A 19,240-nucleotide genomic window follows, 5' to 3' on the forward strand; every position below is an offset into this window, starting at 1 on the left:
GAAACGGCGCGGCGCGGCCGGACCCGCTCGACTAGGCTCGCCGTTCGTGACCGTGGTGTTCTGCTCCGATCCGCTCACCCCGACCCGCGTCGACGCGCACTTCGCCGCCCAGGCGCGCGCCGTGCGTGACACCGGCGCCGCCGTCGCCCTGCTCGACCATGACGCTCTGCTGTCCGGCGACCCGGCCACCGCCGTCCGCCGCGTGCCGCGCGACCTCGGCGACGTCTGGTACCGCGGCTGGATGATCCCGGCCGACCGCTACACCGAACTGGCCGACGCGCTCGCCGGGCGCGGCGTCACCCTGCGGGTGCCCCCGGCCGCCTACCGTGCGGCACACGAGCTGCCCGGCTGGTACGCCGCCCTGGCGCAGGTCACCCCGGACAGCGTGTGGACGCCGTGGCAGCCGGGGAAGCAGCCGACCGTGGACCAGGTCGCCGAGCTCGTCGCCCCGCTGGGCGGCGGACCCGCGATCGTCAAGGACTACGTGAAGTCGCGCAAGCACGAGTGGGCCGAGGCCTGCTTCATCCCCGATCTTGCCGACGTCGCGCAGGCGCACCAGGTCGTGGCCCGCATGGTCGAGCTGCAGGAGGAGTCCCTGCAGGGCGGCATCGTGGTACGCCGGTTCGAGCGCTTCGCGCGGCAGGACGGCCGCACCGCCGAGGCCCGGGTCTGGTGGGTGCACGGCGAACCGGTGCTGATCGGCCCGCACCCGGACACGCCGGGCCTGTCCTGCGACCCCGACCTGACGGCGATCGCCCCGCTGGTGGCCGCGTTCGGGCACCCGTTCGTCACCACCGACGTCGCGTTGCGTGACGACGGGACCTGGCGCGTGGTCGAACTCGGCGACGGTCAGGTGAGCGATCTGCCGACCGGCGTCGATCCGTCGGCCGTCCTCGACCATCTGACCTGAGTATCAGCAGGTCACAGCTCCGGTACCGGTTCCGTGGCCAGTGCGGAGGTCCGGAAGGCGGGCAGCTCCGCGGTGCGGGCCGCACGCCGGTTGCGCTGGCCCGGGATGCGTCCCACCGGCGGCGTGCTACCCCGGATGACCAGGGAGGTCTCGAACACCTCCGGCTCGTCGGAGCCGGGCTCGCCGCGCAGGCGATCGATGAGCGAGCGCGCCGCGGCCCCGCCCATCTCCTCCCACGGCACCCGCACCGTGGTCAGCGCCGGCACGGTGTACGCGGCGGGCGGGACGTCGCCGAAACCGACCACGGCGACCTCGCCGGGCACCTGCCGCCCGGCCTCCTGCAGCGCCCGCAGCGCGCCCGCGGCCATCGCGTCGCCGTGCGCGAACAGGCCGTCGAAGAACAACCGCGCACGTAGCAGCCGCTGCACCGCGTCGTAGCCGCCCTGCTCGGTCCCGTCGGCCTCGGTCACGTGGCTGGCCCGCAGCACCGCGCCGGTGCCGGTCAGCAGGTCGGCGAAGCCGTCGGCGCAGGCGGCCCCGGTGGGCTCCTCGGCGGGTCCTGTGATCATGGCGAGGCGCAGCCGGCCCGCGGCCAGCAGCAGTTCCGCCGCGCGGCGTCCGCCGTCGGCGTAGTCCGCGCCGACCGACGGCAGCGGCGCCCGCGCGCCGACGGTGTCCACCACGACCACCGGCAGGCCCTGCCGGTGCAGGTCACGCAGGTGGTCCAGGGCCGCGCCGGGGTCGACGGCGAGCACGCCGTCCACCGCGTGGCCGCGTACGCTCGCCGCGAACCGCTCCAGTGCCGGGCCGCCGCCCGCGGCCGAGTGCAGCAACAGCCCGTAACCGGACGGCTCCACGACGTCGGCGACGCCCTGCAGCAGCTCCGGCATCCACGCCGTACGCAGCGTCGGGGCGAGCACCCCGACCGTCCGGGTACGCCCGCGGGCCAGGTCGACGGCGCGGGAACTGGGCACGTACCCGGTCTCGGCCATGATCTCCTCGATGCGGGCCTGGGTGGCCCCGTCGACGTCGGGCCGGCCGTTGAGCACCCGCGACACCGTCGCCTTGCTCACTCCGGCCAGCCGGGCGACGTCGGCGATCGTCACGCGCATGTGGACCTCCGAGAAACCACGCCGTCTCGCGGTACCGGTACCGGACCGGTGGCGGCTACACACGGTAAGCGGCCGCGAGGCGACGCTGTCAAGACCGCTCGGTTATCCGGTCGGCGGGAACCGCCTACCCGGCTAGGGTGGCCGCCATGCCGTACATCTCCTCCGTCGTCATCCACTGCCGCGACCCGTACCTCATGGCGCCCTTCTGGAGCCTGGTCACCGGCCTGCCCGTCGTCGACGAGGACGCGGTGAAACTCGCCGAGCGCGGCCTGGCGGAGGGCGAGTCGGTGCTGCTGCACGACCCGTCGGGCACCGAGCCGGACGTGTGGATCGCGCAGGCGGTCGACCTGCTCCCGGTCGGGCGCATCCACCTCGACATCGTGGCCGACGACGAGGAGCGGGCCGCGATCCTCGCCGCCGGCGCGACGCTGCTCCGCGAGCAGGAGGACCTCACCGTGTACGCCGACCCGGAGGGCAACGAGTTCTGCCTGCTCCGCGAGCGCCACTGAGCCGCGCGCCGCACCGATCCCGGCGACCGGGGCGCAGCGCCCCGACTACGATGATCACATGCGCGCAACGGTGATCTACGGTCCGCACGACGTGCGGGTCGAGGACGTGCCCGATCCGGTCCTGGTGCACCCCACCGACGCGGTGGTCCGGGTGACGCACGCCTGCGTCTGCGGCAGCGACCTGTGGGCTTACCAGGGCGTCGCCAAGCGCGAGCCGGGCCAGCGCATCGGGCACGAGTTCCTCGGCGTCGTCGAGTCGGCCGGCGCGGACGTCACCGGCGTCAAGCCCGGCGACACGGTGGTGGCCCCGTTCGTGTGGTCCGACGGAACCTGCGAGTTCTGCCGGGAGGGCCTGCACACCTCCTGCCCGGTCGGCGGCTTCTGGGGACAGCCCGGCTCCGACGGCGGCCAGGGCGAGGCGGTGCGCGTCCCGTACGCCGACGGCACCCTGGTCAAGCTGCCGTCCGGGCTCGGCGACGCCGACCTCGTCAAGATCCTCGCGCTGTCCGATGTGATGTCCACCGGCCACCACGCCGCGCTCGCCGCCGGGGTGCGCAAGGGCGGCACGGTCGCCGTCGTCGGCGACGGCGCGGTCGGCCTGTGCGGGGTGCTCGCCGCGCACCGCCTCGGCGCGGAGCGCATCATCGCGCTGGGCCGCCACGACGCGCGCACCGCGCTGGCCAGGCGGTTCGGCGCGACGGACGTGGTGCCCGAGCGCGGGGACGAGGCCGTCGCCGTGGTGCGGGAGCTGACCGGCGGCCAGGGCGCGCACGCGGTCATCGAGGCCGTCGGCACCGAGCAGTCGATGCGCACCGCGATCGGTGTGGCCCGCGACGGCGGCGCGGTCGGTTTCGTCGGGGTGCCGCACGGCGGCTCGGCCGGGGTCGACATCGGCGACATGTTCGGCCGCAACGTCGCGCTGCGCGGCGGGGTCGCGCCCGCGCGGGCGTACATTCCGGAGCTGCTGGCAGACGTGCTGGCCGGGACGCTGGACCCGGCGCCGGTCTTCGACGTCTCGGTGGATCTGGACGGGGTGCCCGGCGGATATGCCGCGATGAATGATCGGAAAGCGCTGAAAGTGCTGGTGCGCCCGGACGGCGGGGCGGTGTAGCTTGAGCGCCGTGGAAGAGACCGACCAGGCCATCGTTTCGGCCCTGACCGCTGACGGGCGCATGTCGTACACGGACCTGGCCGAGAAGGTCGGGCTGTCCGTGTCCGCCGTCCACCAGCGGGTACGCAGGCTGGAGCAGCGCGGCGTGATCACCGGGTACGGCGCGCGGGTGGACTACAACGCGATCGGGCTGCCGCTGACGGCGTTCGTGGCGATCCGCCCGTTCGACCCGGCGCAGCCCGACGACGCCCCCGAGCGCCTGGCGCACCTGTCGGAGATCGAGTCGTGCTTCTCGGTGGCCGGCGAGGACTTCTACATCCTGCTGGTACGCGTCGCGTCACCGGTGGACCTGGAGCGCCTGTTGCAGGAGATCCGCACGTCGGCGAACGTGACCACGCGCACGACCGTGGTGCTGTCCACCCCGTTCGAGCAGCGCGCCCCCCGCATCCACCTGGCCGACTGAGCCACGCCCACTGCCGGCCCGCACGCGCAGCGGCCCTTCCGAGTCACCAGGGGCAGCAGGGCAGCGGCGCGGGCAGGAACAGGGCGGTGAGCCCGATCGCGGCCAGTCCGGTCGACGCGGTGGCGACCCCGGCCACGAGCCCGGTCACCGCGGCCCGCCGGCGCGGCGGCATCCGGCGCACGTGCCGGACCCCGGCCGCCACGGCGCAGGCCAGGGCGATCCCCCCGGCCAGCAGCACCGGCACTCCCCAGCGGTCGTGGACGTCGTACCCCCGGAACAGCAGCGGCCGGGCGGCCATCAGCAGCAGGCCGGTCAGCGGCGCGAGCGCGGCGCAGGCCTGCGCCCATACCAGCCAGGCCCGCTCGGCCCCCACGCCGTAGCCGCCCTGGTGGGTCAGCTGCACCGACAGCATGCCCAGGCCGGCCGGGAGCAGCGCCGCCGCGGCGATGTGCCACAGCCAGTACCGCACGATCGTGTCCGGGTCCGAGCGCAGCACCACCCCCACGGCCGTCCACCCGATCGCCGCGAAGATCATGGCACCGCCGACCGCGGCCACACCCCCGAAGGCAGGGTGTACCAGCCGCCGTGCCGTGGTGGTCAGCCAGGTGAGCGCGACCAGGTGCGGTTCCGTCGTGGTCGTCGCCGGTTCGGCCATGTCACCACCGCTTCGCTCCCGACCGCCGGTTGCGGTCACCCTGGTGGAGTCTGTCCAACGTGGTGTTAGCGGACCGTTAGCGTTCGCCGGGGAACCCGACCGTCATCCGGACCAGCCCGTCCCGGCCGATCAGCAGCCCTTCGTAACCGGTGCCCGCCAGCAGGTCCAACCCGGAGACCCCCTTCGCGGCGACCGCGGTGGCGTACACATCGGCCCAGCACAGTGACGGTCCGACGACGGTCACGGCCACCACCTCGCCTGTCGGCGTCCCGAGGTACGGGTCGACGATGTGCGCGCCCCGCCGGGCGGTGCCCGAGGTGGCCGCCGCACCCGCCGCCAGGGTCACCATCTCGACCAGCCGCGACGGGTCCAGCGGGTCCTCCACTCCTACCCGCCACGGCGGATGGCCGGGCGCCGCCGACACGACCACGTCGCCTCCGGCGTTGAGACAGAAGTCGTGCCGCAACAGTTCCGCCGCCCGCTCCACCGCCCAGCCCTTGACCAGCCCCGACGGGTCCCACCGGCGCGCACCGTCCGGGCCGGGCAGCCAGGTGTCGAACCAGCCGCCGGTGCGCTCGCGGGCCTCGCCGCACCACGCCGAGACCTCCGCCACCCACGGATGCGCGTCCGCCACCGCCAGCTCGCCGCGGTTGATCCGGCCCACGTCACTGCCGGCCCGGTACGTGCTGAACACCGCGTCGGCCTCGCGCAGCAGCGCGAACACGGCGTCGACGGTGCGCCCTACCGGTGCCGAGTCCAGGCCGGGGCCGCGCAGGTGGAGGCTGATCGGCATACCCATGATCTGCTCGACCCAGGCTCGGCGCGGCGGTGCGAGAGTGCTCACCGGGTGTGCGCCCGGTCGATCGCGGACTGCAGCGAGTCCAGGTACGCCCGGCTGGTGGCGGTCGCGCCGGTGACCGTGTCGACGTCGGCCGACTGAGCGGCGAGCACCCGCTCACGCAGCTGCGGCAGGGCGAACTCGTTCAGCACCAGCGAGTGCTCGTGCACCGTGTGCTTCTGCAGGATCACCACGTCGGTGATGCGCCCGCCCGCGAAGGCGACCCGCACCCGCACCGTGCCGTAGTCGGTGACCACCGCGTCGCCGTCGACGATCCGCTCGCCGGCGATCAGCCCCGGGGCGGGCGCCGTCGTCGCCCCGTCCGCCGAGCGCGGCACCGCCTCGCCGAGGCTGGTGCGGTAGCTGAACAGGCCGACCAGGCCCGCGACAGTCGCCAGCACGAAGAAGGTGATCTTACGCATCGCTCACCACCCGAACCGCTCGTCGTGGACCTGCCGCGCGGGCACCCCGGCGGCTCGCAGCGCGGCGCGGGCCGCGGCCATCCAGGGCGGGGGACCGCACAGGAAGACGTCGCGCCCGGCCAGCTCCGGGACCAGGTCGGCGAGCGCCTCGTGGTCGGTGTAGCGATCGGCCAGCTCGGCGGTCAGCCACGAGGCTCGCCCGGACGGCGGGGGACCGGGCAGGTAGATCACCTGTGCGCCGCGCTCGGCCGCGATGGCGTCGATCTCGTCGCGCAGCACCAGCTCGTCGGCGCTGCGGGCGCGGTAGATCAGGGTCAGCTCGCTGTCGGCGTACCGCATGCCTTCGAGCAGGGCGCGCATCGGCGTGATGCCGATGCCCGCGGCCATCAGCAGCACCCGCTCGCCGCGGCAGCGGCCCTCGGTGAGCGTGCCGAACGGGCCTTCGATAAGCACCGCCGTGCCCGGCGCGGCCCCGGCCAGGCGTGCGCCGTCGTCGCCGGCGGCCCGAAAGGTGAACCGCAGCCGGTCCGCGCGCGGCGCCTCGGACAGCGAGAACGGGTGCGCCCGGCTCCAGCCGCGACCGGTGCGCAGCCGCCAGGTCAGGAACTGCCCGGGGCGGGCTCGCAGCCGGTCGAGCCGCCGTCCCGACAGGTACACCGAGTGCACGTCGGACGCCTCGTGGCGCACCTCGGCGACGGTGAGCCGGTGCCGGCGCGACAGCCACAGCGGTCGCCCGACCCGGAACACCAGCAGCGCGGCGGCACCCGCACCCCACAGCGTCCACCAGTACGCCGCGGCGGCGGGGGAGGTGACGAAGTGCGCGCCGTTCCACAGCTGGTGCGGCAGGGCCAGGCCCACCCCGAGGTAGGCGTACAGGTGCAGCAGGTGCCAGTTCTCGTAGCGCACCCGCCGCCGCGCCGCCCGCACCGACAGCGCCACGACCAGCACCAGCAGCACCGTGCCCGCCGCGGCGAGCAGCATGCCCGGGTAGCGCACGACCAGGTCGGCCAGCTGGGCGAGCACCCCGGTGCCGGTGGACGCGGCGTACCCGGCGACGACCAGCGCCACGTGTGCCGCCATCAGCCAGAATGAGGTGAAGCCGAGCAGGCGGTGGATCCGGGCCAGCCGGTCCTGCCCCCAGGCGCGCTCCACCCAGGGCACCCGCGCCATCGCGAGCACCTGCAGCAGGAGCAGGTCGGCGGCGACGAGCCCGGTGAGGCGGGCCGCGGTCACCAGTCCGGTGCCGTCGGCGTCCAGCCCGGCCGGACCGCCGGCGGACACCCACAGGGCTGCCACCACCAGCACGGTGGCGCAGGCCAGGGCCCCGGTGACGGCGCGTCCGAGCGCTCCGTGGCGGGGCCGGGGGAGGGGGAATCGGTCAGGGGTCACGCCACGGCGAGTCGCGAAAGGGGCGCGCAGTTCCCGGGATGACCCGGAAACCACGCGCCCCTGGCGACGCGAACTACTGGCCGCCGTCCGCGCGCTGCTGCTCGCGGTACTGCGGGACGGGCAGGCCGCCGCGGCCCCAGTTCTCGAGCTCGACCTCGTCGATGACGACGAACGTCGAGTCCAGCGGTTTGTCCAGCACGTCCAGCAGCAGCTGGCTGACCCCGGCGATGAGCGCCGCCTTCTGCTCGGCGGTCGCCGCCGTCGTGCCGGGCGTGCTGCCCTCGCGGGTGATCTGGATGTTGACGATGGGCATGGTCGGTCCTCTCGGATGGTCGGGACGGGTCAGTGGCCGGCGTTCTGTCCGCCGTCGACGTGCAGGATCTCGCCGGTGACGAAGGGCGCGGACTCCAGGTACAGGACGGCGCCGACGATGTCGCTCGTCTCGCCCATCCGCCCCACGGGGTGCAGCCCGGCGTACGTCTCGTGGTACTCGACCGGGTGCATCGGGGTCTTGATGATGCCCGGGGCGACCGCGTTGACCCGCACGCCGCGCGACGCGTACTCGATGGCCAGCGACTTGGTGGCCGAGTTGATGCCGCCCTTGGTCAGCGAGGCGAGCACCGACGGCACGTTCTTGTCGGCCTGATCCACCAGGGCGGTGGTGATGCTCACGATGTGCCCGCCGCCGACGGCGAGCATGTGCGGCAGCACGCGCTGGGTGAGGTGGAAGAAGCCGGCGACGTTGATCCCGGTGACCTGCGCGAGGTCGTCGGCGGTGTAGTCGGTGAACGGCTTGGCGATGAAGATGCCCGCGTTGTTGACCAGGGTGTCGATGCGCCCGAAGCGGTCCAGCGCGGCCCGGGTGGCCCGCTCGGCGGTGCCGGCGTCGGCGATGTCGCCCTGCACGGTCACGATGTCCGGATCGGCGGAGGCGGGGATGGTGCGGGAGGTGGCCACGACGCCGTAGCCGAGCTTGCGGTAGCCCTCCACGAGGCCGGCGCCGATGCCCTGGGAGGCGCCGGTGATGATGGCGACCTTCTGCGTGTTCTCGAAGCTCATGTGCCTGTTCCTTTGCTGTGTCGCGGCCAACTAGACGACCGGTCTACTAAAAGCTAGACGACTGGTCGTGTATCGTCAACGCCATGGGCAGGACGAGTGACGCGCGGAACAAGATCCTCGAAGCGGCCAGGACGCTCATCGAGCAGCGTGGCTACTCCGCGCTGGGCGTCGCCGAGATCTGCGCCGTCGCCGGGGTGCCGAAGGGCAGCTTCTACCACTTCTTCGCGTCCAAGCAGGCGCTCGCGCTGACCGTCATCGACGAGCACTGGGCGGCGCAGCGGCAGCAGTGGAGCGAGCTGCTCGGCAGCGGGCGGCCCCCGCTGGAGCGGCTGCGCGACCTGTTCACGGCGACCGAGGACTTCCAGCGGGCCGGTCGCCGGCAGGCGGGCCTGGTCGTCGGCTGCCTGTTCGGCAACCTCGCCGCCGAGCTCAGCAACCAGGTCCCGGAGATCCGCGACCGGCTGCAGGAGATCTTCGAGGCCCAGATCGACATGATCGAGAAGGTGGTGGTCGAGGCCAAGGACGCCGGGCAGGCCGGCCCCGCCGTCGACACCCGCGACGCGGCGCGCTCCATCGTCGCCCAGATCGAGGGCCGGGTGCTGCTGGCCAAGCTGCTCGACGACCCTGGCCAGCTCGGCACCCTCTGGCAGAACAGCGTCGGCCTGCTGCAGACTCCGGTCGACGCGCTGCCCGCCCGAGGCTGACGCCGCCGGTGCTCAGCTGTTCCAGCGCAGCAGCACCGGCTGCTCGCGCTCGAAGCCGAGCACGCTGAGCGTGGCCGTCTCCAGCCGGAACAGCGCGCCGTCCTGCGCGGGCAGGCCCAGCCAGCGGGCGGTGAGCGCGCGCAGCAGGTGGCCGTGCCCGACGAGGGCGACGTCGCCGCTGGCCAGCATCGTCCGGGCGCGTTCGAGGACGCGGTCGCAGCGGGCGCCGACCTGCGCCGCGGTCTCCCCGCCGGGGCAGCCGTACTGCCACAGCGTCCACTCGGGACGCTCCTGGCGGATCTCCAGCGTGGTGCGGCCCTCGTACGCGCCGTAGTTCCACTCCAGCAGGTCGTCGTCGGTGGCCGTGATCTCCAGGCCGGCCAGCGCGGCGGTGCGCACGGCGCGCTGCAGCGGGCTGCACAGCACCGCGGCGAACGCCCGCCCGGCCAGCCGCCCGGCGAGCCGGGTCGCCTGGCGTTCGCCCTCGGGGGTCAGCGACAGGTCGGTGAAGGAGGTGTGGCGGCCGGCCGCGCTCCACTCGGTCTGCCCGTGCCGGAGCAGCACGATCTCTCGCATGCCGATCCTCCCCGCTCGTGTTCCTGAGGACACGTTAGCGGTGGTCACCACCCGGACGGGCGGTTTCGCCCCGTGAGTCTGCCGGGCAGAGGTCGATCTTGACGGTTTCGCCTGCGCGGGCTTCGGGGCTCACAGAATTGAGGTATGACGGACGCGCCGCTCATGCCGCACTACGCGCGGGTCGACCAGAGCCCGCCGCAGATGCAGGCACGGCTCGTGGCATACCTCGACAAGGCGGCCGGCTACCGGGCGATCACCGAGATCCGGGCGCGGGCCGCCGAGACCATGCACGTCAAACCGGGGCACCACGTGCTCGACGGCGGATGCGGGCTGGGGGAGGAGGCGTGCGTGCTGGCGCTGCTGGTCGGGATGGACGGCCGGGTCGACGGCGTGGACAACTCGCGCAGCATGCTGTCGCTGGCCGCGCACCGCTACGAGCGCTGGCACCAGACCCACCCCGACGCCGGCGACGTGCGCTTCGTCGCCGGGGACCTGACCAGGCTGGACTACCCGGCTGACGTGTTCGACGCGGTGCGGTGCGAGCGTACGCTGCAGCACCTGCCGCAGGCCGAGGCCGTGATCGCGGAGCTGATCCGGGTGACCCGGCCGCAGGGGCGGATCTGCCTGGTGGACACCGACTGGGAGTCGCTGGTCTTCGACGGGCTGCCCGCGGAGGTGCTCACGCCGATGATGTGGCGGCTGCGGCACCACAGCGTGATGTGCAACCCGTCGATGGGCCGCACGCTGCGCAACCGGCTGCGCCGGCTGGGGGTGTACGAGCTGGAATGCCACCCGATGACGATGTGCTTCACCGATCCGGCCGAGGCGCAGCACGTGGTGCCGTACTTCGACCGTGACCTGCTGCTGCACATCGTGGGGGAGGAGGACGGCGACGCCACCGCGATGGTGGACCGCTGGCTGGACGCCGTGCGGGACGCCGACGCCCGGGAGGACTTCCTGGTGGCGCTGACGGTCTGGGTGGTCGCGGGCACGGTCCCGGCGTGAAACGGCGAAGGCCCCGCCTTGAGCTGTGGGAACAGCTCGGGCGGGGCCCCGGTCGTGCGGGACGGGTCAGGCCTGGGCGGCGAGCTGCTCGTCGAGCTGCTTGCGCCACCACTTCTGGCCGGACTCGGGCAGGGTGTCGATCGGGTCGTAGTACGCGTAGCGCTGGGACAGCACGTCGACGTTCTGGTCGGCCTCGATCGAGGTGCGGTAGTTCTTGGTCCAGTACGAGATGCCGTTCTCGCGGTCGTACTCGGTGACCATGTGCACCCAGCGCTTGCCGACGAACGGCACGTCGCAGACGATGCGCGGGGTCGCGTAGCCGGGCAGGTAGCCCATGATGTCGTGCTGCAGCGCCTGGGCGTGGCCGACGGAGACGCGCCAGTGCTCGGCGTTGGGGATCATGTCGCACATGTAGAAGTAGTACGGCAGGATGTTCGCCTCGCCCTGCAGCGCGAAGCACAGGTCGAGCAGGTCGGGCGAGGTGGCGTTGACGCCGCGCATGAGCACGCCCTGGTTGCGCACGTCGCGCACGCCGACCTCGAGGGCCGTCTTCGCGGCCTTGGCCACGGTCGGGGTGATCGAGTTGGCGTGGTTGACGTGGGTGTGGATCGCCAGGTTCACGCCGCGCCGGCGGGCGGTGCGGGCGACCCGCTCCAGGCCCTCGACGACCTCGGGCTGCAGCCAGTGCTGGGGCAGGCCCATCAGGGCCTTGGTGGCCAGCCGGATGTCGCGGATGGTGTCGATCTCCAGGAGGCGCATCAGGTACGACTCGAGGTTCTTCCACGGGACGTTGGCCACGTCGCCGCCGGACACGACGACGTCGCGCACGCCCGGGTGGGCCTTGAGGTAGGCGATGTGCGCGTCGTAGCGGTCGACGGGCTTGAGGGTCAGCTTGAGCTTCTCGACCGCCGGGGTGGAGTTGCCGACCAGGTCCATGCGGGTGCAGTGGCCGCAGTACTGCGGGCAGGTGGACAGCAGCTCGGCGAGCACCTTGGTGGGGTAGCGGTGGGTGAGGCCCTCGGCGACCCACATGTCGTGCTCGTGCAGGCTGTCGCGGCTGGCGTGCGGGTGGCTGGCCCACTCGGTGAGGCGGTCGGAGGCGACCGGGATCATGTAGCGGCGCACCGGGTCGGCGTAGAACGCCTCGGTGGTCAGCTCCTCCCGCGCCATCGTGTTGATCATCTGCGGGGGGACCAGCATCGACATCGTGGCCAGAGCCTTCTGGTCGGCCTCGAGGTCGGCGTAGAAGCGCTCGTCGACGGTGTCGCCGAGCACGGCGCGCAGCTGCTTGATGTTCTTGATGCAGTTGACGCGCTGCCACTGCGCGGACTCCCACTGCGCAGGCGTGACATCGCGCCAGCCCGGGAACCGGGTCCAGTCCGGCTCGATCAGCTCTACGCGTCGGTACTCGTAGGGTTGCCCAGCGTTCATCGGTGGCCTCTCCTTTGCGGTCGCCGTTGACCATACTGGAAGTTCTCCGGCGTACCAACTAGTCTGCCGTAGAATTTCCCGCACGCATCAAATCTAACCGCAATTTTGGTTTTGATCTCGCGGGTGGACTTCACTTTTTAGGAGAACCGGACAATGACGTCACCGATCGGCCTGCACCGGGTCCTGGAACCGAGCGGGGTATTGCCCCAGGCGGCACTTCGCTTGGACAATTCGCCCGAGATCGGGGCAGACGAGGTGCGGATCGCCGTCGAGCGGCTCAACCTCGACGCGGCGAGCTTCCGCCAGCTGTCGACCAAGCACGCGGGCGACGGCGCGGCGGTCCGCGGTGAGGTCCTGGAGATCATCGGTGCCCGGGGCAAGATGCAGAACCCGGTCACCGGCTCCGGCGGCATGCTGATCGGCACCGTGGAGGCCGTCGGCCCGCAGTCCCCGCTCGGCCTGAAGGTCGGCGACCGGGTCGCCACGCTGGTCTCGCTGACCCTCACCCCGCTGTCGATCAGCGACGGACTCAAGCACTGGGACGGCGGCAGCGAGCAGGTCCCCTGCGAGGGCCACGCGATCCTGTTCGCGCGCTCCATCGCCGCGGTGCTGCCCGCCGACCTGGACCCGGAGCTGGCCCTGGCCGTGATGGACGTGTGCGGCGCACCGGCGCTGACCGCCCGGGTGGTGGCGCAGTACGACGACCCGACCGTCGCCGTGATCGGCGGCGCGGGCAAGAGCGGCTCGCTGTCGCTGGCCGCCGCGAAGGCCGCGGGCGCGAGCCGGACCGTCGGCGTCGTCCCGGTCGAGCGCGAGCGCACGGCGCTGGAAGGCGCGGGCCTGGCCGACGCCGTCGCGCTCGCCGACGCCCGCAACCCGGTCGCGCTGGCCGAAGCGGTGACCGCCGCGCTCGGCGGGCGGGCCGCGGACGTGACCGTGGTCTGCGTGGACGTGCCCGGCTGCGAGCACGGGGCGATCCTGTCGACCGCCGACGGCGGCACGGTGATCTTCTTCTCGATGGCGACGAGTTTCGCGGCCGCGGCGCTCGGCGCGGAGGGCCTGGCCGCGGACGTGACGATGCTGGTCGGCAACGGGTATGTGCCGGGGCATGCGGCGTACGCGCTGGATCTGCTGCGGCAGGCGCCGGCGGTGCGGGCGATGTTCGAGTCCCGTCTGCACCACGAGGCCTCGCGTGCCGCGTCCGGCACGGCAGACTGAGCCCATGCAGATCTCCGCCTTGCCGGCCGAGCGCACGACGCTCTGGCACAACGCCGTCGTCCGCAGCCCCGCCGATCCCGGCGCCACCGCGCTGCTGACCCGCGGCCAGCACATCGTCTGGCTCGGGCCGCTGGCCGACGCCCCCACCGCCGACCTGCGCGTCGACCTGGGCGGGGCCCTGGTCACGCCCGCGTTCGTCGACGCTCACGTGCACGCCACCGACACCGGCCTGGCCCTGGCCGGGCTGGACCTGTCGTCGGTGCGCGCCGCATCCGAGCTGCTCAAGGCTGTGGCCGAGTTCGCGTCCGGGCTGGGCCCGGAGGCCGTCGTGCTGGGGCACGGCTTCGACGAGAGCACGTGGGGCGCGGCGCAGACCCCGCCGACCGCCGCGGAGCTGGACCGGGCCGCCGGCGGCCGCAGCGTGTACCTGTCGCAGGCGTCGATCCACTCGGCGCTGGTGTCGTCGGATCTGCTGGCCCTGGCCGCCGACGCGCCGGGGTATGACGCGTCGGGCTGGGTGCGCCGCGACGCGCACCACGTGGTGCGGGCGGCGGCGTTCGGGCAGATCACCATCGTGCAGCGGCGGGACGCGCAGATGCGGATGCTGCGCCATGCCGCGAGCCTGGGCATCGCCGCGGTGCACGAGTGCGGCGGGCCGGGCACGTCCAGCGAGGACGACTTCACCGAGCTGCTGCGCCTGTCGGGGCAGGGGCTGCCGGAGGTGTACGGGTTCTGGGGCGAGCTGCTGGGCGCGGCCAAGGCCCGGGAGCTGGGTGCGGTCGGCGCGGGCGGTGACCTGTACGCCGACGGGGCGCTCGGCTCGCGGACCGCGCACCTGGGCGAGGACTACCTCGACGGCGAGCGCGGCTGCGGCCACGGCTACGTGACCGCCGAGCAGGTGCGCGATCACCTGCTCGACTGCCACCGGCACGGTATGCAGGGCGGCTTCCACGCCATCGGCGACGCGGCGATCTCGACGGTGGTGGCCGGGTTCGCGGCCGCCGACGAGGTCCTGGGCACCGACGCGCTGCGCGACGCCCGGCACCGCGTCGAGCACGCCGAGATCATGGACAAGCGGCTGATCGCCGCGTTCGTGGAGTACGGCATCGTCGCGTCGATGCAGCCCGCGTTCGACCGCCTGTGGGGTGGCGAGCACCAGATGTACGCCCAGCGGCTCGGGGTCGCCCGGAGTCTGGCGTCGAACCCGATGGGGCAGATGCACAACACGGGTGTGGCGCTGGCGTTCGGGTCGGACAGCCCGGTGACGCCGCTGGACCCGTGGGGCAGCGTCCGGGCGGCGATGCAGCACTTCAACACCCATCAGCGGATGAGCGCCAAGTCGGCGTTCGCGGCGCACACCCGGGGCGGCTGGCGGGCCGTGCACAAGGACGCCGAGGGCGTGCTCGTGCCCGGCGCACCGGCGACGTTCGCGGTGTGGCGCACCCCGGCCGGCCTGTCCGGCACCCTTCCCAGCCTTGAGCAGCACGACGAGCTGCCGGTCTGTGTCCGTACGGTACTGCGTGGAGAAACGATCTATGAGCAGCAATAAACTCGGCCTCGACCCGGCGCTGGTGCACCGGGCGCGGGCGCTGGCGGCCAAGGCCGGGCGGCCCGTGGTGGACATGGCCCGCTCGCACACCACCGTGTCGGTGGAGCGGGCGGTGCTGCGGCTCGCCGGGGTCACCGGCGCCGACCCGGACGGCATCCCGTGGGTGAACCGGCTGGTCGACGCGGTGCGCAACGACGTCGGTCTGGGCCACGGGGTGGCGCTGCCGGTGTTCCACGCCCTCGCCGAGCACGGCCTGGAGCCGACCGCGGCGGAGCTGACGCTGCTGGCGCAGAAGGCCGCCGCCGGTTCGGTGCGCTTCGACCTGCCCAGCGGCAAGGCGGTCACCGCGGCGAAGAAGGCGTCGCGCCGCCAGGTCGCCGCGGGGATCAAGCAGATCGACCGCAACCGCGCCGACCGCGACAAGATGATCAAGCGGTACGGCGACCCGAAGCAGCGGCCGTGGATCTACCTGATCGTGGCGACCGGCGACATCTACGAGGACATCCCGCAGGCGCAGGCGGCGGCCCGCGCGGGCGCGGACGTCATCGCGGTGATCCGGTCCACGGGGCAGTCGCTGCTGGACTACGTGCCCGAGGGCGCGACCCGGGAGGGTTTCGCCGGCACGTACGCCACCCAGGAGAACTTCCGCCTGATGCGCGCGGCCCTGGACGAGTCCAGCAAGGAGCTGGGCCGCTACGTCCGCCTGACCAACTACGCGTCCGGCCTGTGCATGCCCGAGATCGCGACCCTGGCCGGGCTGCAGCGGCTGGACATGATGCTCAACGACTCGATGTACGGCATCCTGTTCCGCGACATCAACCCGATCCGCACGTTCGTGGACCAGCGGTTCTCCCGCCAGATCCACGCCCGCGCCGGGATCATCATCAACACCGGTGAGGACAACTACCTCACCACCGCCGACGCGGTCGAGGCCGCGCACACCGTCACCGTGTCGCAGCTGCTCAACGAGTACTTCGCGCACGAGGCGGGCCTCGCGGACTGGCAGCTGGGCCTCGGGCACGCGTTCGAGATCAACCCGGACCTGCCCGAGTCGTTCCGGCTCGAACTGGCCCACGCGCTGCTGGCGCGGGAGCTGTTCCCGGACGCGCCGCTCAAGTGGATGCCGCCGACCAAGCACATGACCGGCGACGTGTTCCGCGGCAACCTGCTCGACGGGTTCTTCAACCTGGTCGGCGCGCTGACCGGGCAGGGCATCCTGCTCGTCGGCATGATGACCGAGGCCGTCGTCACGCCGTGGCTGTCCGACCGCGACATCGCCCTGCAGAACGTGCGGTACGTGCTCGGCGCGGCCGGCAACCTGCACGAGGACTTCGTGCCCGCCCCGGACGGGTTCATCCAGCGCCGCGCTCACCAGGTCCTCGACGAGGCCATCGACCTGCTCGAGAAGATCGAGGACGACACGCTGCTGAACGCGATCGCCGACGGCACGTTCGGGATCATGAAGCGGCCCGCGGACCGGGGCAAGGGCCTGGACGGCGTCGCCAAGCACGACGACGGCTACTACAACCCGGCCACCGAGATCCTGGAGACCCCCGCCAAGGAGGAGCAGTGAAGACGGTCGTCCGCCCGTACGGCGACACCACCGGCGACGGCATGACCCAGGTGAGCTTCACCCTGCCGCTGCCCCACGACAAGAAGGCCGAAGGCGCGGCGCTGCAGCTCGCGGCGAAGATGGGCCTGGAGCCGGCGATGCTGGTGCACGCCAAGCAGATGGGCGACGGGTTCACCTTCTTCGTGGTCTACGGCAGCGTCCGGCACCTGGTCGAGCTCGACAAGGTCCAGGTCGTCGAGCGCGACTTCCCGCTGCTGACCGCGAAAGAGGTCAACACGGTCGTCAAGCAGAAGATGCGCCGCAAGCTGTCGGTGGTCGGGGCGTGCATCGGCACCGACGCGCACACCGTCGGCATCGACGCGATCCTCAACCTCAAGGGCATCGCCGGCGAGAAGGGCCTGGAGTACTACCGGGAGCTGAAGGTCGTCAACATGGGCGCGCAGATCACCGTGCCGGAGCTGGTGGCGGCCGCGAAGGCGGAGAAGGCCGACGCGGTGCTCGTCTCCCAGGTCGTCACGCAGCGCGACGCGCACCTGCACAACACCCGGGAGATGTCGGCGGCGTTCCGGGAGGCGCTGCCCGCCGACAAGCGGCCGCTGCTGATCGTCGGCGGGCCGCGCTTCGACGAGCTGATGACCGACGAACTCGGTGTCGACCGGATCTTCGGCCGCGGCACCACCCCGCGCGAGGTGGCCAGCTACCTGGTCCACGCGCTGATCACCAACAAGGCCGAGCGGAAGAAGGCAGTCGCAGCATGAGTGTGGGCTACACCGTCACCCACCGGAAGTATGTGCCCTACAGCCACGCGCACTACGCGGGCAACCTCGTCGACGGGGCGTACGCCCTGGCGGCGTTCGGGGACGTCGCGACCGAGGTGTGCATCCAGCTCGACGGCGACGAGGGCCTGTTCGCGTCGTACTCCGACGTGCAGTTCAAGGCCCCGATGCGGGCCGGGGACGTGCTGGAGGTCGTCGCGACCGTGGCCCGGATGGGCACCCGCAGCCGCACCATCGACTTCGAGGCGCGCGTCGTGTGCCGGGGCCGCCCGGACCGGTCGGAGTCGGCGGCCGAGGTCCTCGACCCGCCCGTCGTCGCCGTGACGGCGACCGGCACCGTGGTGGTCCCGCCCAAGTGAGCCTGCTGTGCTGTGTCGACGTCGGGTCGACGTTCACCAAGGCGGCCCTGGTCGACACCGGCAGCGGCGAACTCGTCGCGACCGGTTCGCACCGCACGACCGTCGGCACCGACGTCCTGCACGGCCTCGACGCGGCCGTGGCCGCGACCGGGCGGGACCCGGACGGGCTGCTGGTGTGCTCGTCGGCCGGCGGCGGGCTGCGGCTGGCCGTCGTCGGCTACGAGCGCCTGGTGACCGCGCAGGCCGGCCACCGGGTCGGGCTGTCGGCCGGGTCGCGGGTCGTGCACGTCGCCGCGGGACGCCTCGACCGGGCCGGGCTCGCCGAGCTGCGCGCCGCCCGGCCGGACGTGGTGCTGCTGGTCGGCGGGACCGACGGCGGCGACACCGAGACGATCACCCACAACGCGACCCGGCTCGCCAACGCCCGCTGGCGGGTGCCGACCGTGCTGGCCGGCAACGCCGACTGCCGCGAACAGCTCGCCGCGCTGCTGGCCGGGGCGGGGGTGCCGGTGGTGGCGGTCGACAACGTGCTGCCCGCGATCGGGGTCCTCGACCCCGGTCCGGCCCGCGCCGCGATCCGGCGGGTGTTCCTGCAGCACGTCATCGGCGGCAAGAAGCTGTCCCGGGGGCCGCGGTTCGCGTCGCTGGTGAAGGCGGCGACCCCGGACGCGGTGCTGTCGGGCGTGGAGCTGCTAGCGGCCCGTGGCGCCGAGGATCTGCTGGTGGTCGACGTCGGCGGGGCGACGACCGATGTGTACTCGGTGCTGACCCCGGACGCCGAGCAGCTCGCCGGGGTACGCGACGAGGTCGCCGGGGTGCTGTGGGCGGCCCGTACCGTAGAGGGTGACCTGGGGATGCGCTGGTCCGCGCCCGGGGTGGTGGCCGCCGCGGCCCTGGAGAAGATCATCGGGCCGGACGAGGCGCAGGTGCTGGAGCTTGCCGCGGCCGCCCGCGCCGAGCATCCCGGATTCGTCGCCGACGACGGCACCGAGCGGGCCGTGGACCAGCGGCTGGCCGAACTCGCCGTCACCGTCGCGCTGCGGCGCCACGCGCGCGGGGAGGCCGTCGTGGCGGGCGGTCCGCGCCGCGGCGGGCGTAACCTGAGAGCCGTGCAGACCGTGATCGGGTCCGGTGGGGTGCTGCGGCACAGCCCGCCGCAGGTCGCCGCAGCGGTGCTCGGCGCGGGGCTGGGGGACACGGCCGGTGGCTGGGCGCTGCCTCGGGCGGCCCGCACCGCCGTCGACGTGTCCTACATTCTGGCCGCGGCAGGACTCCTGTCGGTGGAACATCCCGCCGCCGCCGCCGCCCTGCTCGCCGCTGAACTGGGCTGATGCCCTGAACTGCGGTGCTCGTCACGGTCGGTGACCACATCGTGAAATTGACCGTGCGAGCCCGCGCCGGTACCGTCGTGAGGTCCTCCACCGTGCCTGCCGCCGTTCCCCGGCGGGCGTCGCCGTCCGGCGACCGGGCACGGCAGGCGGCAGCACCGATCAGTAGAAAACGATCGGCCCCCGGTTCAGGCACCGGAAGCCGATCGGCCCGAAGGTCGGCTGGTGCCGCCGTAGGAGTTGGGAGTGCGGG

Annotated in this window: 21 protein-coding genes; 12 read left to right on the top strand and 9 right to left on the bottom strand. The window is 72.9% G+C overall.

Features of this window, described 5'->3' with window-relative positions; genetic code table 11:
* Positions 1 to 46 precede the first annotated feature (46 nt).
* The gene (locus Cco03nite_RS25765; protein WP_239167659.1) at positions 47 to 910 is read left to right on the top strand and encodes an ATP-grasp domain-containing protein; all 864 of its coding nucleotides are present in this window, start codon (positions 47 to 49) and stop codon (positions 908 to 910) included.
* Positions 911 to 921: 11 nt separating this feature from the next.
* Here Cco03nite_RS25765 and Cco03nite_RS25770 read toward each other — a convergent pair whose 3' ends face one another.
* Complete coding sequence (locus Cco03nite_RS25770) at positions 922 to 2,022, bottom strand: LacI family DNA-binding transcriptional regulator (protein WP_203694787.1); 1,101 nt, start codon at positions 2,020 to 2,022, stop codon at positions 922 to 924.
* A 146-nt stretch (positions 2,023 to 2,168) separates the two neighbouring features.
* Here Cco03nite_RS25770 and Cco03nite_RS25775 point away from each other — a divergent pair, with 146 nt between their 5' ends.
* From Cco03nite_RS25775 to Cco03nite_RS25785, 3 genes are read left to right on the top strand one after another with little or no spacing between them, the layout of a single operon-like run.
* A complete protein-coding gene (locus Cco03nite_RS25775) occupies positions 2,169 to 2,531 on the top strand; it encodes a VOC family protein (protein WP_203694788.1) in 363 nt (120 codons plus the stop codon).
* 58 nt (positions 2,532 to 2,589) lie between these two features.
* Positions 2,590 to 3,642 (top strand): zinc-dependent alcohol dehydrogenase family protein, encoded by a 1,053-nt coding sequence (locus Cco03nite_RS25780; protein WP_203694789.1) that lies wholly within the window; start codon positions 2,590 to 2,592, stop codon positions 3,640 to 3,642.
* A gap of 10 nt (positions 3,643 to 3,652) precedes the next feature.
* Positions 3,653 to 4,105: an Lrp/AsnC family transcriptional regulator gene (locus tag Cco03nite_RS25785; protein ID WP_155368639.1), complete on the top strand. Its 453-nt coding sequence runs from the start codon at positions 3,653 to 3,655 to the stop codon at positions 4,103 to 4,105.
* Positions 4,106 to 4,148: 43 nt separating this feature from the next.
* Here the strand turns inward: Cco03nite_RS25785 and Cco03nite_RS25790 are convergent, their stop codons facing one another.
* The 6 genes from Cco03nite_RS25790 to Cco03nite_RS25815 form a co-directional block, all read right to left on the bottom strand.
* Positions 4,149 to 4,760, bottom strand: coding sequence for a hypothetical protein (locus Cco03nite_RS25790; protein ID WP_203694790.1), 612 nt, complete (start codon positions 4,758 to 4,760; stop codon positions 4,149 to 4,151).
* A gap of 76 nt (positions 4,761 to 4,836) precedes the next feature.
* Positions 4,837 to 5,604: an FAD:protein FMN transferase gene (locus Cco03nite_RS25795; RefSeq protein ID WP_203694791.1), complete on the bottom strand. Its 768-nt coding sequence runs from the start codon at positions 5,602 to 5,604 to the stop codon at positions 4,837 to 4,839.
* Positions 5,601 to 6,020: an FMN-binding protein gene (locus Cco03nite_RS25800; RefSeq protein WP_203694792.1), complete on the bottom strand. Its 420-nt coding sequence runs from the start codon at positions 6,018 to 6,020 to the stop codon at positions 5,601 to 5,603. Before Cco03nite_RS25800 ends, Cco03nite_RS25795 begins: the two co-directional genes overlap by 4 nt.
* Positions 6,021 to 6,023: 3 nt before the next feature.
* Entirely contained in the window at positions 6,024 to 7,409 is a 1,386-nt protein-coding gene (locus Cco03nite_RS25805; RefSeq protein WP_239167660.1) for a ferredoxin reductase family protein, read from the bottom strand.
* A 73-nt stretch (positions 7,410 to 7,482) separates the two neighbouring features.
* Positions 7,483 to 7,722: a tautomerase family protein gene (locus tag Cco03nite_RS25810; RefSeq protein WP_203694793.1), complete on the bottom strand. Its 240-nt coding sequence runs from the start codon at positions 7,720 to 7,722 to the stop codon at positions 7,483 to 7,485.
* Between the two features lie 29 nt (positions 7,723 to 7,751).
* Complete coding sequence (locus Cco03nite_RS25815) at positions 7,752 to 8,468, bottom strand: SDR family NAD(P)-dependent oxidoreductase (RefSeq protein ID WP_203694794.1); 717 nt, start codon at positions 8,466 to 8,468, stop codon at positions 7,752 to 7,754.
* Positions 8,469 to 8,551: 83 nt separating this feature from the next.
* On the opposite strand from Cco03nite_RS25815, the gene Cco03nite_RS25820 reads away from it, so the two are divergent.
* Positions 8,552 to 9,172 (top strand): TetR/AcrR family transcriptional regulator, encoded by a 621-nt coding sequence (locus tag Cco03nite_RS25820; protein WP_203694795.1) that lies wholly within the window; start codon positions 8,552 to 8,554, stop codon positions 9,170 to 9,172.
* 12 nt (positions 9,173 to 9,184) lie between these two features.
* Here the strand turns inward: Cco03nite_RS25820 and Cco03nite_RS25825 are convergent, their stop codons facing one another.
* Positions 9,185 to 9,748 (bottom strand): histidine phosphatase family protein, encoded by a 564-nt coding sequence (locus Cco03nite_RS25825; RefSeq protein WP_203694796.1) that lies wholly within the window; start codon positions 9,746 to 9,748, stop codon positions 9,185 to 9,187.
* A gap of 144 nt (positions 9,749 to 9,892) precedes the next feature.
* On the opposite strand from Cco03nite_RS25825, the gene Cco03nite_RS25830 reads away from it, so the two are divergent.
* Positions 9,893 to 10,753: a methyltransferase domain-containing protein gene (locus Cco03nite_RS25830; RefSeq protein ID WP_203694797.1), complete on the top strand. Its 861-nt coding sequence runs from the start codon at positions 9,893 to 9,895 to the stop codon at positions 10,751 to 10,753.
* Between the two features lie 66 nt (positions 10,754 to 10,819).
* Here the strand turns inward: Cco03nite_RS25830 and Cco03nite_RS25835 are convergent, their stop codons facing one another.
* A complete protein-coding gene (locus Cco03nite_RS25835) occupies positions 10,820 to 12,184 on the bottom strand; it encodes a KamA family radical SAM protein (protein WP_203694798.1) in 1,365 nt (454 codons plus the stop codon).
* Positions 12,185 to 12,337: 153 nt separating this feature from the next.
* On the opposite strand from Cco03nite_RS25835, the gene kdd reads away from it, so the two are divergent.
* The 6 genes from kdd to Cco03nite_RS25865 are packed head-to-tail and all read left to right on the top strand — an operon-like array spanning position 12,338 to position 18,990.
* Positions 12,338 to 13,402, top strand: coding sequence for an L-erythro-3,5-diaminohexanoate dehydrogenase (gene kdd / locus Cco03nite_RS25840; protein ID WP_203694799.1), 1,065 nt, complete (start codon positions 12,338 to 12,340; stop codon positions 13,400 to 13,402).
* Between the two features lie 4 nt (positions 13,403 to 13,406).
* On the top strand, positions 13,407 to 14,951 hold the full coding sequence (locus Cco03nite_RS25845) for an amidohydrolase (RefSeq protein ID WP_203694800.1): 1,545 nt from the start codon (positions 13,407 to 13,409) through the stop codon (positions 14,949 to 14,951).
* Positions 14,938 to 16,524 carry a lysine 5,6-aminomutase subunit alpha gene (kamD, locus tag Cco03nite_RS25850; RefSeq protein WP_203694801.1) on the top strand — a complete coding sequence of 529 codons (1,587 nt, stop codon included), beginning with the start codon at positions 14,938 to 14,940 and terminating at the stop codon, positions 16,522 to 16,524. The genes Cco03nite_RS25845 and kamD overlap by 14 nt, the downstream gene beginning before the upstream one ends.
* On the top strand, positions 16,521 to 17,282 hold the full coding sequence (gene kamE / locus Cco03nite_RS25855) for a lysine 5,6-aminomutase subunit beta (RefSeq protein ID WP_203694802.1): 762 nt from the start codon (positions 16,521 to 16,523) through the stop codon (positions 17,280 to 17,282). The genes kamD and kamE overlap by 4 nt, the downstream gene beginning before the upstream one ends.
* Positions 17,279 to 17,659 carry a 3-aminobutyryl-CoA ammonia lyase gene (gene kal / locus Cco03nite_RS25860; RefSeq protein WP_203694803.1) on the top strand — a complete coding sequence of 127 codons (381 nt, stop codon included), beginning with the start codon at positions 17,279 to 17,281 and terminating at the stop codon, positions 17,657 to 17,659. The genes kamE and kal overlap by 4 nt, the downstream gene beginning before the upstream one ends.
* Positions 17,656 to 18,990 carry a glutamate mutase L gene (locus tag Cco03nite_RS25865; RefSeq protein WP_203694804.1) on the top strand — a complete coding sequence of 445 codons (1,335 nt, stop codon included), beginning with the start codon at positions 17,656 to 17,658 and terminating at the stop codon, positions 18,988 to 18,990. The genes kal and Cco03nite_RS25865 overlap by 4 nt, the downstream gene beginning before the upstream one ends.
* Positions 18,991 to 19,240: the final 250 nt, after the last annotated feature.

Source organism: Catellatospora coxensis (assembly GCF_016862635.1).
Classification (GTDB): Bacteria; Actinomycetota; Actinomycetes; order Mycobacteriales; family Micromonosporaceae; genus Catellatospora; species Catellatospora coxensis.

Excerpts from the sequence above, each read along its gene's own strand:
- Cco03nite_RS25770 (WP_203694787.1), bottom strand. The coding sequence starts at position 2,022 with ATGCGCGTGACGATCGCCGACGTCGCCCGGCTGGCCGGAGTGAGCAAG.
- Cco03nite_RS25775 (WP_203694788.1), top strand. The coding sequence starts at position 2,169 with ATGCCGTACATCTCCTCCGTCGTCATCCACTGCCGCGACCCGTACCTC.
- Cco03nite_RS25780 (WP_203694789.1), top strand. The coding sequence starts at position 2,590 with ATGCGCGCAACGGTGATCTACGGTCCGCACGACGTGCGGGTCGAGGAC.
- Cco03nite_RS25790 (WP_203694790.1), bottom strand. The coding sequence starts at position 4,760 with ATGGCCGAACCGGCGACGACCACGACGGAACCGCACCTGGTCGCGCTC.
- Cco03nite_RS25800 (WP_203694792.1), bottom strand. The coding sequence starts at position 6,020 with ATGCGTAAGATCACCTTCTTCGTGCTGGCGACTGTCGCGGGCCTGGTC.
- Cco03nite_RS25810 (WP_203694793.1), bottom strand. The coding sequence starts at position 7,722 with ATGCCCATCGTCAACATCCAGATCACCCGCGAGGGCAGCACGCCCGGC.
- Cco03nite_RS25815 (WP_203694794.1), bottom strand. The coding sequence starts at position 8,468 with ATGAGCTTCGAGAACACGCAGAAGGTCGCCATCATCACCGGCGCCTCC.
- Cco03nite_RS25820 (WP_203694795.1), top strand. The coding sequence starts at position 8,552 with ATGGGCAGGACGAGTGACGCGCGGAACAAGATCCTCGAAGCGGCCAGG.
- Cco03nite_RS25825 (WP_203694796.1), bottom strand. The coding sequence starts at position 9,748 with ATGCGAGAGATCGTGCTGCTCCGGCACGGGCAGACCGAGTGGAGCGCG.
- Cco03nite_RS25830 (WP_203694797.1), top strand. The coding sequence starts at position 9,893 with ATGACGGACGCGCCGCTCATGCCGCACTACGCGCGGGTCGACCAGAGC.
- Cco03nite_RS25835 (WP_203694798.1), bottom strand. The coding sequence starts at position 12,184 with ATGAACGCTGGGCAACCCTACGAGTACCGACGCGTAGAGCTGATCGAG.
- kdd (WP_203694799.1), top strand. The coding sequence starts at position 12,338 with ATGACGTCACCGATCGGCCTGCACCGGGTCCTGGAACCGAGCGGGGTA.
- Cco03nite_RS25845 (WP_203694800.1), top strand. The coding sequence starts at position 13,407 with ATGCAGATCTCCGCCTTGCCGGCCGAGCGCACGACGCTCTGGCACAAC.
- kamD (WP_203694801.1), top strand. The coding sequence starts at position 14,938 with ATGAGCAGCAATAAACTCGGCCTCGACCCGGCGCTGGTGCACCGGGCG.
- kal (WP_203694803.1), top strand. The coding sequence starts at position 17,279 with ATGAGTGTGGGCTACACCGTCACCCACCGGAAGTATGTGCCCTACAGC.